Genomic DNA, 16,938 nt, shown 5'->3' with positions numbered 1-16,938 from the left:
TCAGCGGCCCTCCGGGTAACAGGCGGCGTGGTAATCATCGAGCACCTGCGTCACTTTATGCAGCACCCACTCCTGCGGATCGGCGCTCAATTCGCCGGCGTTCAGCGCCCGCGCCTGATCCGGCAGGTACTGGCTGAGCAGCGCCAGCGGCGCCGGGCTGCGGCGCAGGTTGTCCAGCAAACCGTCGACCGCCTGCTGCACCTGCGGCTGCGGCCAGTAGTAACGCACCCGATCGCTCAGGCTGTAGTGGCGATCGAGATACTGTTGGTGCGGCGTGCCGTGGTAATAGCGGCTCCACTGCTGCGGCTGCTCGCGCATCACCTGCTCCAGCGTGGCGCACAGCTGCGCCGACTGGCGTTCCCCCAGCCATTCGCGTTCGATGCGATCGAGGGCGAACAGCGCTTCGCGCAGCGCGAAGGTCAGCGCCGGCCCCACCTTCAGGATGGCGAAGTGATCGCGCACCAGTTGGCGGTAGGCCTGCGGCGGTTGGTAATCCGTAGAGTGCGCTTCATAGATCATGCCCGGCTGCCGTTCGATGAAATGGCTCAATGCGTCGGCGCGCTGCGGTTGGTAATGCTCAACGCTGTGGTGATCGAACTCGACGCCCGGCTGCACCACCAGCGCGATAGTTCGCTGCCAGGCATCGTTCAGCTCGGCTTTTTGCCAGGCGATACGATGCGTTTCCAGCGTTTGCGCCACCGCCTGCGGCGTGGTGACCTGCAGACCCGCCAGCGCCTCCTGCGCGCCGCCCGGCACCGGCACCTCGGTGCCGATCACATAGACCGGCGCTTCGCCGCCGCTCTGCGCCCAGGCGCGTTCCGCCACCGCGCACAAACGCGCCGCCCGCTCGGCAACCGTGGCATCCCCCAGGGGCGAGGGATCATCGGCGCACGACATGGAACAATCGAGGTGAATTTTGCGAAATCCGGCGCGAACGTAATCGTCTATCAAGATTTCCGCCAGCGCCATCGCTTCCTGAGCCGGGCGATCTTGCCAGGCGTTTGGCCCCAGATGATCGCCACCCAGCCATACGCGCTCGCGCGCCAGGCCCACTTCATCCGCCAGACGCCACAGCCCATCGCGGAACTGGGCCGCCGTTTGGCCGGTATAGCCGCCGAATTGATTGACCTGGTTGGACGTCGCCTCCACCAACACCGGCGTGCCGCGGGCTTTGGCCTGCCGCAGCGCGGCCTTCAGAACCCAGGGATGGGCGGAACAGACGGAAAAGATCCCGACCGGCATACCGGCCTTGTGCTGCTCGACAAGCTGTAACAACTGCTGCATGAAGCCCCCATGCAGGCGCCCTGCTACCGATCGGCGATGATGACCTCCACGCCCAGCTCGGTTAACGCCCGCTCGTAATCGTCCGGAAGACGGCTGTCGGTGATCAGCCGATGGATTTGTCCGGCTTCGCGAATCATGCAAAAGCTCTTGCGACCAAATTTGCTGGCATCCGCCACCGCGATAATCTCGCGCGCCACCTCGCACATCACGCGATTGAGGTGCGCTTCACCGGGGTGAGGCGTGGTGATGCCGGCGCTCAGATCGAACCCGTCGACGCCCAAAAACAGCTTGTCGAAGCGGTACTGACGCAATTGCTGCTCGGCAGCCGGACCGTAGAGCGAGTAAGAGTTGCGGCGCACGCTGCCCCCCAGCACCATGACTTCCACCCCGTCGTTTCCCGAAAGCTCGTAGGCAATGTTCAGCGCATTGGTCATCACCACCAGATCGCGCCGCCCCTTCAGGAACGGCACGATCTGCGCGGTGGTTGAACCGGAATCGAGGATCAGCGCATCGCCGTCGCGCACATAGCCGGCCGCCGCGTTGGCGATCAGCGTTTTGACGTCGCGATTCAACCGCCCTTTGTCCCGCAGCGGCCGATCGAAAGCGAATTGCTGATTGAGCATCGCGCCGCCGTAAGCGCGCAGCGCACACCCTTTTCGTTCCAGAAAGCGCAGATCGTTGCGGATCGTCACCGTGGATACCGCAAACTGTTTGCTGAGCTGTTCCACGCGCACGCTGCCGTGCTCGCATAACAGATCGATAATGTGTTCACGTCGCTTTGCGGTATTCACTGGCATGAGCTGCGGTCCTCAGGTTTCCGGCATCGCCGGGGAGAAGATGGCTTTCGCTCTACTGCGCTCGCATTACAGCAAAGCGAAAGCAATGAAATTGTGATCGGGATTACAGCCCCGTTTTAGCAAAAAAACCGCCAAAAAACCTTTCGAATCGAAACGGATCGAAAAGCCCAAAAGCGGAAGGGGGAAAAAGTGAAATGCCATGACGGGCGATACCCCCGGAGCGCTGAGGCGTGGGCTGCACGGAAAGCGAAAGCGGCGCATGGTGCGCTCCGCGCCATGACTTTTAGTTCACTCAGTGACCAAGATCACATAATGGCAATTATCCGGCGGCCGGCGGGGATTAACCGCCGCCATCCCGCCGGGCCGTACCCTTGTCAGCACGAGCCATCTTCCCTACACTGGCGATCGGATACCGTCGATTTTCGGTACGTAAGCGTTAACGTCAATCAACGCATCACGCCATGCAGCACTGATTGACTGCATGCCTTGGTGCGAGGAACCCATGCCGCAACCCGCTTCACCCCCAGCGTCCACCGCGACCCCGCGTCGCCGGTTACACCGCCCTATTCTGCTTATCGTCGGCATTATGCTGATCGCGGCCAATTTGCGCGCCGCCCTGACCAGCGTCGGCCCGCTGCTGGAGCAGATCCAGCAACAGCTGGCGTTGTCCGCCACCGCCGCCGGCCTGATCAATTCGCTGCCGCTGATCCTGTTCGCCATCCTCTCGCCGTTGACCCCGGCGCTGGCGAAACGCATCGGTATTGAGCGCACCCTGGGCCTCGCCCTCGCGCTGCTGATCTGCGGCATCGCCCTGCGCTCCCTGCCGCAAGACGCCATGCTATGGCCGGGCAGCATCCTGATCGGCGCCGCCATCGCCTTCGCCAACGTAGTGCTACCGACGCTGGTGAAAAGAGATTTCCCACATCGCGCCGCCGCGATGATCGCCGCCTATGCGGCGGTGATGTCGCTGGTTGCCGCCATCGCTTCCGGTCTGGCCGTGCCGCTGGCTTCGCTGGCCGACCTTGGCTGGCGGTTCTCCTTGTTATGCTGGGGCTTGCCTGCGCTGTTGGCGCTGCTGGTGTGGTTGCCGCAACTGCGGCGCTCCGCCACTCCCGCCACTAGAGAGCCGCAGCCGACGGAGCCGCAACGCTATCGCTCTCCTTGGGGCAGCGCGCTGGGCTGGCAAGTGGCGATGTTCATGGGGCTGCAATCGATCGCCTTCTACACCATCATCGGCTGGTTCAGCGCTTTTGCCGCCAGCCACGGCACCTCCGCTCAGCAGGCGGGTTTCGAACTGTTCGTTTACCAGGTGGTGGCGATCGTCGCCAACTTTGTCATGGTGGTGATTTTGCCGCGGGCGCGCGATCAGCGGGCGATAGCGTTGGGCAGCTCGCTGCTGATCTTCATCGGCGTCGGGGGATTATTGGTGCAACCCGCCAGTTCACTGGTGTGGCTGACGTTTGCCGGGTTGGGGGCGGGGAGTTCGCTGGTGCTGGCGCTGTCGTTCTTTGGATTGCGCAGTCAGCATCATCATCAGGCGACGCTGCTGTCGGGTATGGCGCAATCCGTCGGTTATCTGTTGGCGGCGCTGGGGCCCACCCTATTCGGCCTGCTGCACGATCTGACGGAAGGCTGGCGCTTGCCGTTGATCGCCCTGCTGGGCCTGACCGTCTTGCAAATGCTGTTCGGCGCGCTGGCCGGCCGCAGCCGCGTGATCAGCTAACGCTGCGGCGCAATGGGGGCCGCGCCGGCTCAGAGTCGGTGTCCTGCCATAAATCTTCAATAAAGGCGCGCTGCTCATCGCTCAGCACCCATGACGGCGGAATTTTGGACTGTGCGCGACGCTCAGCGCCCTCACGGTTTTTAGCCTGCTTTTTGTTCACGAATCGCCTTCCTGCTTAACCTGCTAACTCAGTAACCAATAAATCACGGCGGCGGTTAACAGCCAGAACAGCCCGCTACCGATAAACACACACAGCCATGCTCTACGTTTGATATCAGATCCATCCTTGCTCACCACAGCGCCCTCAACCAATAGATTAAACCATTCAAACCACAATTATCGATCTGTTTTAACGATCGATAAAGTCGTTTTTTCCTATGGAAATTTAAAAAACAGCTGCTAGCCATAGACCTGCATCACCGCCTCAGTAAGAACGGCACCGTGGATATCACTGTTATCGGCAGGCGATAACTTGAATTGATAGGCGAACGAACGTGCAGTGTGCCATATCTTTAAAGGTCAAAATTAAACCACTGGTAAATAATTCAACTATCAATTACTTGACTGGCCATAAGCCAAATCGGCAACAGACAGCGCTGAAGGCGGGGGATAAAATGAAGCGACGTACTGGGATCATGCGGAGAGAAGCACCGGCCCGCTTTAGTCTCGCTCGGGCCGGTGTGAGTTAACCGATTCTGCTGACGGAATCCCGGCTGGCGTGTTCACGCTCGCTGCCGGTCAGCTCACGTAAATGACCCGAGCGCATCTCAAGCAGCCGATCGGCGTGTTCGAAATAGTGATCGTCATGGCTGATGGCAAACACCGTTTTGCCCAGCGCGCGCAGTTCTGGCAACAGCTCGCGATAGAAAATGCGCCGGAATTGCGGATCCTGATCCGCGGCCCATTCATCCAACAGCAAGATATCGCGCTGTTCCGCCACGGCCAGCAGCAAAGCCAGACGCTTGCGCTGCCCCTGCGACAGTTGCGGGTTGGTCACCCTGGCGCCGTCGAACTGCAGTTTGCTTTTCATATTCAACCGCTCGAGCCAGCCGGCGACCAGTTCCGCATCGGGCTCGCCGCCTTCCGGCCCTTGCAAACGATCGAACTGATGAAAATCGGTGAAAATCGCCGAAAACAGCCGACGATAGCCCGGCATATCCGCCGCGGTCTGTGCGACGCCATCCAGAACGATGTGCCCGCTCACCGGCCGGTACAACCCGGTCAACAGCATCGCCAGCGTTGACTTGCCGCTGCCGTTGCCGCCGATCAAAAAGACCAGCTCGCCACGCCGCAGCGTCAGATTAAGCGGCCCGACGGCAAAACCGGGCTGTTGCGCCGTATCGGCATAGTGAAAAACCACGTCGCGCAGCTCCAGCGTCTGCCAGGAACGGCCTGCGGCGGCAGGAAACGCCGGTTGGTACTCGGCCAGGCGCAGCGTCTTCAGCTTGTTGAAGGCGACTTCGGCGCTGACCAGCGTCGGAAACGCCCCGACCGCCTGCAGTAATGGCGTGCGCAAGAACAGCAGCGTCAGGGAATACGTGGCGGCCACCGCCGAGTCCGCCCATCCCAGGCTGTTAGCCATAAAGAACACCAGTCCGATCGCCCCCAACATCATGATATTTGACCAGTTGAGCGCACTCAAATGGAAGGTATCGGCGCGAATGATATGGTGGCGGTAAGCTTGCGCATCGGGTTGATAGGTCTGTTCGTACAGCGCCTGCGCTCGCTTGCGGTTTAACGTCAGTTCCTTACGACCGTCAATCACCGATTCGTAATGATGATAGAGGCGCTCTTCCGACTCGCGCAAACTGGCCATATGGCGATAAACCCGCGAGACCAGGCAGCCGCTGCCCACCACGGTGACGGCGACCCACACCGCCGTCACCGCCAGCATTTTCGGCGATAGCCACCCCAGATAGGCCGCCGACCCCAGGGTTAAAATCACCCCTTGCACCAGTTCGGGCAAGCGCACGAAGGCGACGGTGATATTGCGGACATCGCTGGAGAGGCTGGCCAACAATGAGGCGCTGCCTAACTGTTCAAGGCGTTCAATATCGGTATCCAGGATGCGCTTCACTAACTGCCCGCGCAGGCGGTAGACGAAGTAATGGCCCAATGTCGTCAGCGCCAATTGCGATCCCAGCGTGACCGCCATCAGCAATGCCAGCAGGGCGAGAAACATCGGCAGCACAGCCAATGCATCGCCGCCGGCGTCCATCAGGTATTGATTGATAAACGCAATGATACCGATGCCCAAGCCGGCGCTGGTCATGGTCAATGCCATAACCGCCAGAAATGGCCAACGATACTGGTGATAAACCACCCGTAGCAGTTCCATGAAAAAACCTCTGAAGTCGCGATCTGGCAGGCATTGTAAGCGGCGCGAGAATGAGATCAAGACGAATTCTCATTGCTCGCGCAGCCTCTGATTTCGACGCCAAGGGCATTTTGATGATTGCTTATTGAAACGAGAGACTTACACTGGCGCCACTTGCCGCTGAAGGGAACAGCCGATTATGCTCGCGACTCACGAATACGCCAACGACCTGATTCTGTTTGCCCTGATTGTCGACTGCGGCTCGTTCAGCAAAGCCGCGGAGAGCGCCGGCATCACCAGCTCGGTGGTCAGCAAACGCATCGGGCGGCTGGAAAAATCGCTGGGCGCCCGCCTGTTGTACCGCACCACCCGCAGCCTGACGCTGACCGAAAGCGGCCAGGCGCTCTACCAACAGGCCAAAGAGATCGGCGCCAAAGTGCAGGAGGCGCTGTACGCCGTCAGCGAAAAGAGCGAAGAGTTGACCGGCACCATCCGCATGTCGGTGCCGACCATTTCGGGCGAGCTGCTGCTGAGCGAAAGCGTGGCGGAATTTTGCGCCCTGCATCCCAGCCTGAAGGTCGAAATGCGGCTGGAAAACCGCTTCGTCGATCTGGTGGAAGAAGGCATCGATCTGGCGATCCGTACCGGGACCATGCCGGACTCCAGCCTGATTGCCCGGCCTATCTTCGATTCCCGCTGGGTGATCGTCTGCTCGCCGGGCTACCTGGAAAGCCACCCGGAACCGCGCAGCGCCGACGATCTGCTGAGCCACAACTGCCTGACCTACACCTACCAAGAGAGCGGCACCGCCAACTGGCTGATGAAGCGGCCGGGGCGCAACGACATCTACGAGCTGCAGGTTAACGGCAACCTGTCGGCCAACAATGCGCGGGCGATCCGCAAAGCGGTGATCGGCGGCCACGGCATCGCCATGGTGCCGCGCTGCATGGTGTATGAAGATTTGCAGGACGGTAAACTGACGGAGATCCTGGCCGGCCACTGCGGCAAAGTGCTGGGCATTTACGCCGTTTATCCTTACACCCGCAATCTGCCGTTAAAAACCCGTCTGCTGATCGAACATATCATCGGTTCCTACCAAAATATCAGCCATTATTTTTGAGTTTTCCTCTCGGATTATTTCCCCGCTACCGCGAAAGACCGCGGGGATTACGGCATTTTTGGACATAATCTATTGAACATTACCGCCTAATTAATGTGAGCTCGCGCACTTATCGCACATCAACACTCCCTATCATGCTGATTTTAAATCAATTAATTTAACCCCTTCTACCGGCGTTTTTCCCTGCGCCGACGCCGTTCGCCGATGTTAAAAAATTACCGCATGGCATCATCGCCAACGTTGTGATTAGAATGAAAATGTTGCGGTAATTAACCTTTCAGCTACATCTCTCTGCCCATAAAAATAATAACCCTGAGGATCTTATGCCCCTGCTTTTCAGTATTGCGCCCATCATCCTGCTGATTTGGATGATGACTAAAAGGAATGGCGTGCCCTCTTACCTCGCCCTGCCGCTGACGGCCGCCGTGGTGTATGCCGTACAGCTCCTGTGGTTCGATGCCTCGCTGCGGCTGCTGCATGCCAATATCATCACCGCGCTGGTGTCGACGCTGACGCCGATCACCATCATTGCCGGCGCCATCCTGCTCAACAAACTGATGCAGGTAAGCGGCGCGGAAAACGTGGTGCGCCGCTGGCTGGAAACCATCAGCCCCAATCCCGTGGCCCAACTGATGATTATCGGCTGGGCGTTCGCCTTTATGATCGAGGGCGCCAGCGGCTTCGGCACACCGGCCGCCATCGCCGCGCCGATTCTGGTCGGGCTGGGCTTCAACCCGCTGCGCGTCGCCCTGCTGACGCTGGTGATGAACTCGGTGCCGGTCTCCTTCGGCGCCGTAGGCACCCCCACCTGGTTCGGCTTTGCCAACCTCGGCCTGTCGGACGCCAGCCTGCTGGATATCGGCCGGCAAACCGCGCTGATCCACGTTGTCGCCGGCTTCGTCATTCCTCTGCTGGCGCTGCGCTTTATCGTTTCCTGGCAGGATATCCGCCGCAACCTGCCGTTTATCCTGCTCAGCGTGCTGAGCTGCACCCTGCCCTATCTGCTGTTGGCCCAGGTGAACTATGAGTTCCCTGCGCTGGTCGGCGGCGCGATCGGCCTGGCACTGTCGGTGCTGCTGGCGCGCGGTGGCATCGGCCTCGCCCGCGGCGACAAACCGCAGAGTGCCGCGCAGGCGGTGCCGTTCATGCAGGTGGTCAAGGCCATGACCCCGACCCTGCTGCTGATTGCTATTCTGATAGTGACGCGCGTCCACCAGTTGGGCCTCAAGGAGCTGCTCAACAACACCGCGCTGCTGTGGCAGGAAAACCTCGGCTGGCTCGGGGAGCTGCGCATCAGCCGGGCGCTGATCGTCGAACTGCAGCAGGTGCTGGGCACCGCCGCCGCCGCCGGCTACAAAACGCTGTATGTCCCGGCGCTGATCCCGTTCCTGTTGGTGGTGCTGCTGTGTATTCCGCTGTTCCGTCTGAATGGCGGCCAGGTGCGGCAAATGTTCAGCGAAACCGGCGGGCGCATCGCGCGGCCCTTTATCGCCCTGTTCGGCGCGCTGGTGATGGTTAACCTGATGATGCAGGGCGGCGACAACGCGCCGGTGATCCTGATCGGTAAAGCGCTGGCGGCGCTGACCGGCGACAGCTGGCTGCTGTTCTCGTCGTTCCTTGGCGCGCTGGGCTCGTTCTTCTCCGGCTCCAATACCGTTTCGAACCTGACGTTCGGCGGCATTCAGCAGTCGATCGCCCAGAGCAGCGGTCTTGATGTCAACCTGACGCTGGCCTTGCAGTCCGTCGGCGGCGCCATGGGCAACATGGTGTGCCTGAACAACATTATCGCGGTCTGTTCGATCCTCGGGATCGGCAACGCCGAAGGCAAAATCATCAGAAAGACCGTACTGCCGATGCTGGCGTACGGCGGGATTGCGGCCGGTATGGCAACGATCCTCACGCTCTGACCGAACACTCGTTATCGCAAGCAAGACAAGAAGGTAAACACTATGATCATCTCCGCGTCAACCGACTACCGGGCCGCCGCCCAGGCCAAACTGCCGCCGTTTCTGTTTCACTATATCGACGGCGGGGCCTACGCGGAGCATACGCTGAAGCGCAATACCGCAGATCTGGCCGATATTGCCTTGCGCCAGCGCGTGCTGCGCAATATGTCCGAACTAAGCCTGGAGACTACGTTGTTCGGCGAGCAGCTGGCGATGCCGGTGGCGCTGGGGCCGGTGGGGCTGACCGGCATGTACGCCCGCCGCGGCGAAGTGCAGGCCGCGCGCGCCGCGGCCAAAAAAGGCATCCCGTTCACGCTGTCCACCGTGTCGGTCTGCCCGATCGAAGAGGTGGCGCCGGCGATCGATCGGCCGATGTGGTTCCAGCTCTACGTGCTGAAAGATCGCGGCTTTATGCGCAACGCGCTGGAGCGCGCCAAAGTCGCCGGCGTGAAAACGCTGGTGTTTACCGTCGACATGCCGGTGCCCGGCGCCCGTTACCGCGACGCCCACTCGGGGATGAGCGGCCCCAACGCCGCCCTGCGCCGCGTGCTGCAGGCGTTTACCCATCCGCAGTGGGCCTGGGATGTCGGCCTGTTCGGCAAGCCGCACGACCTGGGCAACGTCTCGGCCTACCGCGGTAAACCGACCAGCCTGGAAGATTACATCGGCTGGCTGGGCGCCAACTTCGATCCATCGATTTCCTGGAAAGATCTGGAGTGGATCCGCGAGTTCTGGGACGGCCCGATGATCATCAAAGGCATTCTGGATCCGGAAGACGCCAAAGACGCGGTGCGCTTCGGCGCCGATGGCATCATCGTCTCCAACCACGGCGGCCGCCAACTGGACGGCGTGCTGTCGACCGCGCGCGCCATGCCGGCGATCGCCGACGCGGTGAAAGGCGACATCACCCTGCTGGCCGACTCCGGCATCCGCAGCGGCCTGGACGTGGTGCGCATGATCGCGCTGGGCGCCGACAGCGTGCTGCTGGGGCGCGCCTTCGTCTATGCGCTGGCGGCGGCCGGCGAAGCCGGGGTGGCTAACTTGCTGGATCTGATCGACAAAGAGATGCGCGTCGCCATGACGCTCACCGGCGCGAAAACCATTGCGGAGATCAACGCCGGATCGCTGGTCAGAAACGCCTGAATCAAAGCGGCTGTACCCCTTCCGGGTAGGCGTTGTAGCTCATCTTGCTGATGAACGCCCCGGCCGGTGACACCAACACTCGGCCGGCGGCGTCCAACCCGAGGAAGGTGCCGGTGCAGCGCCCGGAGACAAAGTCGAAGAAGAACACCGAGCACACCGGGATAATCTTTTCCCGGAAGGTGAACAGGAACATCTCGTCCTCAAACTTGTAGTAAGTGGCGTAGTCCATGTCGCCGTGGCCGAATTGTTCGCCGCGCAGGTTTTGCCAGGCGTAGCGCTCGGTGTTGACGTAGAAGTGTTCGTAATAGTGGTTGGGGCTGTAGACGTTCAGCGTGCGATAACCGATCAGCTCGCGGGTCAGATGCGGCGCGACGCCGCCCGGCGTGACGCCGGCAATCAGCCCAACGTGGAAGCTTTGCTTGAGGCGGGATCCCTTTTCCACCGTTTGCTCGGGCAGCAACGTGCTGCGCACCAGCAGCGCCCGGCCGCTGTCGCGGTTGAGCACCAGCGTCAGGCATTCGTTGCCCGGCGTCTGCAGCGGAATATTGAAGAAATAGCGCGCGGCGGAGGTTTGCACCTCTTCGTAAGCGTCCTCGCCGCTCTCCCCGCCCCAGGCCCACAGCACCCGCTGCCGATCGGCGCTGAAACGCAGCGTGATTTCCCCGCCGCCTTCAAAGGCGATCTGCAACGTTTTGCCGCGCCAGTCCTGAGTGCCCGGCAGCCGGTTGGTGTCGATGCCGCGCGCGAAATCGTCGTAATTCTTCCAGTCCGGTTCGGCATTTTGATTCAGTACGGATGGTTCTGCTGACATCTTCGCTCTCCTTGATTGAATGGGATGAAAACCGCCTCAGACGTCGGCGACGCCCGCCGGTTTCACCGCTCGGCGGTTCACCACGGCAGGGGCGGTTTCATCGAGAAAACAACTCAGTACCCCGGCGCACACGGCGCCGGCGGCCGCGAGCCACATCACGCTGACCAGCCCGTAGCGATCGGCGATCAGCCCGGCGATAAACGGCGCCAGGCAGCCGCCAATCACCTCGCCAATCCCCATCACCAGCCCCAACGCGGTAGCGATGCGGGCCGGCGACACCGTTTCAGACGGGATGGTGGCCATAAACAGCGTGAAACAGCCAAGGCCGGTATAAGACAGGAACACCAGCACGCCCAGCAGCCACGGATTATCGACGTAGCTCAGAAACAGCGGGCAGCACACCGCCAGCAGCGAAAAGAAGATCAGCGTCGGCTTGCGGCCGAAGCGATCGGAGATCGCCGGCACCGCCACGCCCCAGAATACCCAAGCGGCGCCGATGGCGCTCATGATGCCGCCCATCGTGCCTTCGCCGAAGCCGCGGTCGGTCACCAAAAAGTTGGGGGTGAAGGTAATGATGATCATGAACCAGGTGACGAACACACAGGAGATTAGAATGCACAGCGCCACGTTCTTGATTTTGAACAGCTCCCCGTAAGCACCTTTGTTCGCCGCCTTGTCGACCGCCGGCGGGGCGCTGAAAGCGGGATCCTTCTTGCCGTTCACATAGCGATAGATCAGCCACGCCAGAATGATGCCCGGTACGGCGGTCAGGTGAAACGCCATGCTCCAGCCCCACTTCTGCGCCAGATAGATGATCAGCGGCGGCGCGATAATGCCTCCCAGCAGCCCCGGCGCCGCGCCCTGGATCAATCCCATGTTGAAACCGCGGCGCTGCGGCTGCGATTTTTCCACCATCAAAGACTGTGCGATCGGCAATACCGGCCCTTCGGCGATCCCCATCAACGCTCGGAAGATCAATAGCATGGCAAAGCCGCTGACCAACCCCGACAGCGCGGAGAACAGCGAAAACACCAGGATCGACAAGATCAGCATCGGTTTACGGATATTAAAACGATCGGCTATCGCCCCCAGCCCGGCGCCAGACAGCGCCCAGGTTAACGCCAGCACCGCCGACAGGGTGCCGAGATGCACGTTGCTGAGCTTGAGGTCGGCGGCAATCATCGGAAACAGAAACGAGATGGTCAGACGATCGACGAACACGCAGCCGAAAACGAAAAATAAAATAATCAGCAACCGGTTCTCTTCACTTAATGCACTGCGAGGCTCTGGCGATGTATTCATAGCGTCATGTGTCCATAAGTTAACTTATGAATGGCAAGCCGCCATGGCATAAGTGTGTTAAGCGCACGGCCAAGAGAGATATTGGCCCTCCGTCACGACAACAACTCATTAACATGTTAATGACATAAAATTATCGTAAGCCGGCGGTCTGTCAACCGGCGCTTTCTTAGAGACGAATGAAGTTTTTATTCGGTACTATTTCAAAATCGCATTATCACAAAAAGATATTTTACCCCTCTGTTTTTACAGACAATAAAATAATAACGGGTATTTTTCTTCGGTTAAAAATGCCTATTTCCACGCCATTCCCGAATAATCTCAACGATCACTCTTCAGGCTTATTAATTTTTTATCCGTATTGAATGAACGCTGGGGAATATTCAGTTTTACTTTTATCTATTGAATCATTTAGTTTTATTTTATTTCCGCACAACAAACTAACTCTTATGAGGGAAAGGCTATTGGCAGGGTTACATAATTTCATCTGGACAATAGCAAAAGCGCAGAGCGTGACGTAAATCACGGCAATCATGCCGTATCCTGCAAAGCAATTATGCTCGCAACAGCAATTATCTATTGCGATTAGGGCTGTTTATCTCAAATTAGCGCCATGCAACACTTCGGGCCATCGTTCGACACCGCGCCGCAAGGCCTGAGACGGAGTGACACATGAGCATCGAAAGACTAACCCGGGAGCCGCTTTCCATCGGCATCGAGTTGCCGCTGGACAACGATTGGTCCACCAGCGGGCAGCTGAAACGCCAGCAGGACGGGCGACCGTTCGGCGTGCCGGACATGAGCGAACACGCTGCGCGCATCAAGCTGGCCGATGAGCTCGGCTTTCGCGCCGCCTGGGTTCGCGACGTGCCGCTGTACGATCCGGACTTCGGCGACGCCGCGCAGGTGTTTGAGACCTTTACCTACCTCGGCTACCTGTCCAGCCTGACGCGCAATATTCTGCTGGGCACCGCGGCCGTGGTGCTGCCGCTGCGCCAGCCGTGGCTGGTGCGCAAAGCGGCTTCCACGCTGCAAACGCTGAGCGGCGATCGTCTGCTGCTCGGCGTCGCCAGCGGCGATCGCCCCGTGGAGTACCCGCTGTTCGGCGCCGATTACGCCGCGCGCGGTGAAAACTTCCGCACCAGCGTCGGCATTCTCAAAGGGGAAGCCGACAGCGCGCTCCAGCCTGGATTGCGCCTGCTGCCGGCCACGCCGCCGCCGCCGCTGCTGGTCGCCGGGTTGGCGCAGCAAACGCCCGAGTGGGTGGGCAAAAATATGGATGGCTGGCTGTCGTATCCCGGCACGCCTGCGGACCACGTTTCGCGAGTCAAACTCTGGCGTAACGTAGCCGGTGACAAGCCCTACGTCAGCTTTATTCATCTCGACCTCACCGATAACGCCGACGCGCCGATTCAGCGCCATCGCTTCGGCATCAAGAGCGGCCGTAATGGATTGATTCAGGAACTGAGCGCCATGCGTGACGCCGGGGTCAACCACATCGGCCTGCATTTCCGCCGTAACCAGCGGCCGCTGGAAGAGACGATGCAGGAGATCGGTCAACTGGTGTTGCCGGAATTCCATCGCGCCTGACGCCCGCTTTAGCCCGCTATTCCGACCTGAGCTGGTCTTTGCCCCGTTACCGGGGCTTTTTTATTTCCGCCGCTGCTGATTCATAACAACTCAGTCTAATCCCTGCGGCCAAACTGCGGCATGATGACGGGGAAACGAGCCACCATGGGGAATGAGCAATGACGGCAAAACTGACAGAAGCGGGCTTTTGGCGCAAAACCGCCGACTCTTCATCGCTGCGCGTGCCGCGCGTGCTGATCCGGGTCTACGTCGACGAAGGCGAGATCGACCGCGCCATCGCGTTTTACGAGCAGCTGCACGGCGTGGAAGCGGATATGCGTTTCGACTTTCCCGCGCATCGGCTGGTGCTGGCGGCGGTGGGGCCGTTTCTGATCCTGGAAGGCTCGGAAGAAAGCCTGCGCCCTTTCCGCAGCACCGTCGGCACATTGCTGGTCGATGACATTTATCCCTACCATCAGCGGCTGCTGGCCGCCGGAGCCGATATCTTCTTTGGCCCGGTGGAAGTGCCCACCGGCGCCTGTTTCAATGCCCGCCTGCCGGACGGCACGATTATCGAATACGTGCATCACCGGCCGCGCGCGGACGAATAAACCGCCTCAGGGGAGCGCCGGCGTCATGGCGTAACCGCGCAGATCCTTGCGCAGGCTGACCATGTACAACACGATCACCGCCGAGAACGGCAGGCCGCACAGCACCACCGCAGTCTGCATCGCGCTGAAACTGCCGGCGTACAGCAACCCGGCGCAGATCAACGTGGTGACCGCCGCCCAAAATACCCGCAGCCAGGCCGGCGCGTCATCGTGGGCGGAACCGCCCTGGCAGGAGAGGTTCGCTATCATCAGCGTGCCGGAATCGACCGGCGTCAGGAACAGCACGAAACTGATCGCCACCACAAAACCGGCGGTCAGCTGGGTATAGGGCAGGTATTCGAACAGCTTGAACACCGCCATCGGCGGATCGCTTTGCGCCACCTGCCCGAGGATCGCCTGCCCGCCTTCCAACACCAGGCTGATGGCGGTATTGCCGAAGATCGACAGCCACGCCAGCGTGAAGCCCAACGGGATCAGCAACACGCCGAAGATCAGCTCACGAATGGTGCGCCCTTTGGAAATGCGCGCGATGAACAGCCCGACAAACGGCGCCCACGCCACCCACCAGGCCCAATAGAACAACGTCCAGGCGCCCTGCCACTGGCGCGCCTTGCCGTACAGATACATATCGAAGCTGCGGCTGACCAGCGAAGTGAGATAATCGCCAAGGTTCTGCAACATGCCGTTGAGCAGATTCAGCGTCGGGCCGGCCAGAAACACGAACAGCAGCAACAGGCACAGGAAGCCGACGTTGATGTTCGACAGCATGGCAATGCCCTTCTCGACGCCGGTGACCGCCGCCAGCGTGGCCACCACCATCATCACCACGATCAGCGCCAGCAGCACGCCGGTGCTTTGCGGAATGTCGAACAGATAAAACAGCCCCGAGTTCACCAGCAGCGCGCCGATCCCCAGGTTGGTCACCATCGAAATCACCGTCACCAGAATGCCGAAACTGTCCACCAGATGGCCGGCGCCGCCGTGGATGCGCTCGCCGAAGATCGGGTATAACGCAGAGCGCAGCGCCAACGGCAGGCCGCGGCAATAGGCGAAATAGGCCAGCGCGGTGGCGATCAGCGCATACAGCGCCCAACCGTGCAGCCCCCAGTGCAAAAAGGTCAGCGCCATCGCCTGCCGCGCCGCCTGCACGGTGCCGCCGCTGCCTTCCGGTGGCGACAAGAAGTGATCCAGCGGTTCGTAGGCGCCGTAGTACACCAGCGCAATGCCGATGCCCGACGAGAACAGCATCGCCACCCACGAGGGATAGCTGAACTGCGGCGGTTCGTCATCCTGGCTGAGGCGAATATGGCCGAAGCGCGACAGCGCCAGCCAGAAGACGAACACCATGCAGGCGACCATCAACAGCATGTAGTACCAGCCGAACACGTCGGCGACCCAGCTTTGCGCGGCGTTCAACCACTGTTTGCTGGCGGCGGGAAACAGCACGACCAGCGATCCCAGCAGCAGGATCACCGCCGCCGAGCCGAAAAATACCGGAACATTCAATCTGACAGGTTCTTCGTCAAGCGATGGAGGAGTTTTTGTTGTCATTGGCAGGCTTCCATGATGCGAAAGACAGACGATTTAAATGCAACTTTTAATTAACATTCTATCGTCATTTATTTGACATTTTCGCAGCATATAGAGTATTGATTGACCGTTCAATCAATCAAATTCAAAGTGTGATTTGCCTATCAGTTGGGGAAAATATGTACCGCAGAGACATTCCTGAGCAGCGCAAGGAGCAGTTGATTAACGCCGCCTTCGAGACCATAAACGTCGTCGGGCTGGCCGGCGTCACCCTGTCTCAGGTGGCGAAAGAAGCCGGGCTGTCGACCGGCATCGTCAGCCACTATTTTGGCGATAAAGAGGGGTTGCTGAGCGCCACCATGCGCAAGATCCTGCGCGATCTGCGCGACGCGGTGGCCGAGTGCCGCGCGCAAGCGGCGAGCGACAGCCAGTCACAGCTGTTCGCCATTATCCAGGGCAACTTCCACCCCAGCCAAACCAACGCCGTGTCCATGCGCGCCTGGCTCGACTTCTGGGCCGCCAGCATGCATCAGCCGGTGCTGCGCCGCCTGCAGCGCGCCAACGATCGGCGGCTCTATTCCAATATTTGCAGCCAGTTCCGCCGCGAGCTGCCGCTGCAGCAGGCGCGCGACGCGGCGCGCGGGCTGGCGGCGATGATCGATGGGCTTTGGCTGCGCGGCAGCCTGGCCGGCGACGAGACAGACCTAAAACAGGACTGCCGCATCGCCTGCGACTACGTGGCGCAGCGGCTCAACGCCGCCCAGCAGCAGGGATGAACGTGAACGGTG

General features: G+C 60.3%; 14 protein-coding genes. 7 read left to right on the top strand and 7 right to left on the bottom strand.

What is annotated here, in order from left to right:
* A complete protein-coding gene (locus ACJ8PL_RS23010; protein WP_016929938.1) occupies positions 1-1,284 on the bottom strand; it encodes a D-tagatose-bisphosphate aldolase, class II, non-catalytic subunit in 1,284 nt (427 codons plus the stop codon).
* Between the two features lie 23 nt (positions 1,285-1,307).
* A complete protein-coding gene (gene agaR, locus ACJ8PL_RS23005; protein ID WP_004931804.1) occupies positions 1,308-2,081 on the bottom strand; it encodes a transcriptional repressor AgaR in 774 nt (257 codons plus the stop codon).
* Positions 2,082-2,583: 502 nt separating this feature from the next.
* On the opposite strand from agaR, the gene ACJ8PL_RS23000 reads away from it, so the two are divergent.
* Entirely contained in the window at positions 2,584-3,804 is a 1,221-nt protein-coding gene (locus tag ACJ8PL_RS23000) for a CynX/NimT family MFS transporter (RefSeq protein WP_028127676.1), read from the top strand.
* A 183-nt stretch (positions 3,805-3,987) separates the two neighbouring features.
* Here the strand turns inward: ACJ8PL_RS23000 and ACJ8PL_RS22995 are convergent, their stop codons facing one another.
* Together ACJ8PL_RS22995 and ACJ8PL_RS22990 are read right to left on the bottom strand one after the other, a co-directional pair.
* Positions 3,988-4,101 carry a YmiA family putative membrane protein gene (locus ACJ8PL_RS22995; RefSeq protein ID WP_049232362.1) on the bottom strand — a complete coding sequence of 38 codons (114 nt, stop codon included), beginning with the start codon at positions 4,099-4,101 and terminating at the stop codon, positions 3,988-3,990.
* A gap of 388 nt (positions 4,102-4,489) precedes the next feature.
* Positions 4,490-6,142, bottom strand: coding sequence for a multidrug ABC transporter permease/ATP-binding protein (locus ACJ8PL_RS22990; RefSeq protein WP_028127677.1), 1,653 nt, complete (start codon positions 6,140-6,142; stop codon positions 4,490-4,492).
* Between the two features lie 178 nt (positions 6,143-6,320).
* Between ACJ8PL_RS22990 and ACJ8PL_RS22985 the strand changes: the two genes are divergently transcribed.
* From ACJ8PL_RS22985 to lldD, 3 genes are all read left to right on the top strand, one after another.
* Positions 6,321-7,241: a LysR family transcriptional regulator gene (locus tag ACJ8PL_RS22985; RefSeq protein ID WP_016929942.1), complete on the top strand. Its 921-nt coding sequence runs from the start codon at positions 6,321-6,323 to the stop codon at positions 7,239-7,241.
* A 323-nt stretch (positions 7,242-7,564) separates the two neighbouring features.
* Positions 7,565-9,148 (top strand): L-lactate permease, encoded by a 1,584-nt coding sequence (locus tag ACJ8PL_RS22980; RefSeq protein ID WP_442531405.1) that lies wholly within the window; start codon positions 7,565-7,567, stop codon positions 9,146-9,148.
* 42 nt (positions 9,149-9,190) lie between these two features.
* On the top strand, positions 9,191-10,330 hold the full coding sequence (lldD, locus tag ACJ8PL_RS22975) for an FMN-dependent L-lactate dehydrogenase LldD (protein ID WP_016929944.1): 1,140 nt from the start codon (positions 9,191-9,193) through the stop codon (positions 10,328-10,330).
* Position 10,331: 1 nt separating this feature from the next.
* Here lldD and ACJ8PL_RS22970 read toward each other — a convergent pair whose 3' ends face one another.
* Together ACJ8PL_RS22970 and ACJ8PL_RS22965 are read right to left on the bottom strand one after the other, a co-directional pair.
* Entirely contained in the window at positions 10,332-11,141 is an 810-nt protein-coding gene (locus ACJ8PL_RS22970; RefSeq protein ID WP_060445365.1) for a MoaF C-terminal domain-containing protein, read from the bottom strand.
* A 36-nt stretch (positions 11,142-11,177) separates the two neighbouring features.
* Positions 11,178-12,395 carry an MFS transporter gene (locus ACJ8PL_RS22965; protein ID WP_079450546.1) on the bottom strand — a complete coding sequence of 406 codons (1,218 nt, stop codon included), beginning with the start codon at positions 12,393-12,395 and terminating at the stop codon, positions 11,178-11,180.
* Positions 12,396-13,112: 717 nt separating this feature from the next.
* Between ACJ8PL_RS22965 and ACJ8PL_RS22960 the strand changes: the two genes are divergently transcribed.
* Both ACJ8PL_RS22960 and ACJ8PL_RS22955 read left to right on the top strand, forming a co-directional pair.
* Positions 13,113-14,030 (top strand): TIGR03571 family LLM class oxidoreductase, encoded by a 918-nt coding sequence (locus ACJ8PL_RS22960; protein ID WP_004931740.1) that lies wholly within the window; start codon positions 13,113-13,115, stop codon positions 14,028-14,030.
* A 158-nt stretch (positions 14,031-14,188) separates the two neighbouring features.
* Positions 14,189-14,620, top strand: coding sequence for a VOC family protein (locus ACJ8PL_RS22955; protein WP_016929947.1), 432 nt, complete (start codon positions 14,189-14,191; stop codon positions 14,618-14,620).
* A 6-nt stretch (positions 14,621-14,626) separates the two neighbouring features.
* On the opposite strand, the gene ACJ8PL_RS22950 is transcribed toward ACJ8PL_RS22955, so the two are convergent.
* Positions 14,627-16,171: a BCCT family transporter gene (locus ACJ8PL_RS22950; protein WP_033639490.1), complete on the bottom strand. Its 1,545-nt coding sequence runs from the start codon at positions 16,169-16,171 to the stop codon at positions 14,627-14,629.
* A gap of 158 nt (positions 16,172-16,329) precedes the next feature.
* On the opposite strand from ACJ8PL_RS22950, the gene betI reads away from it, so the two are divergent.
* Complete coding sequence (gene betI / locus ACJ8PL_RS22945; RefSeq protein WP_033639489.1) at positions 16,330-16,926, top strand: transcriptional regulator BetI; 597 nt, start codon at positions 16,330-16,332, stop codon at positions 16,924-16,926.
* The last annotated feature ends 12 nt before the right edge of the window (positions 16,927-16,938 follow it).

Source organism: Serratia sp. CY83965, assembly GCF_052166375.1.
In the GTDB taxonomy this organism is placed as follows: Bacteria; Pseudomonadota; Gammaproteobacteria; order Enterobacterales; family Enterobacteriaceae; genus Serratia; species Serratia marcescens.
This window is presented reverse-complemented; position numbering and strand designations above follow the sequence as displayed.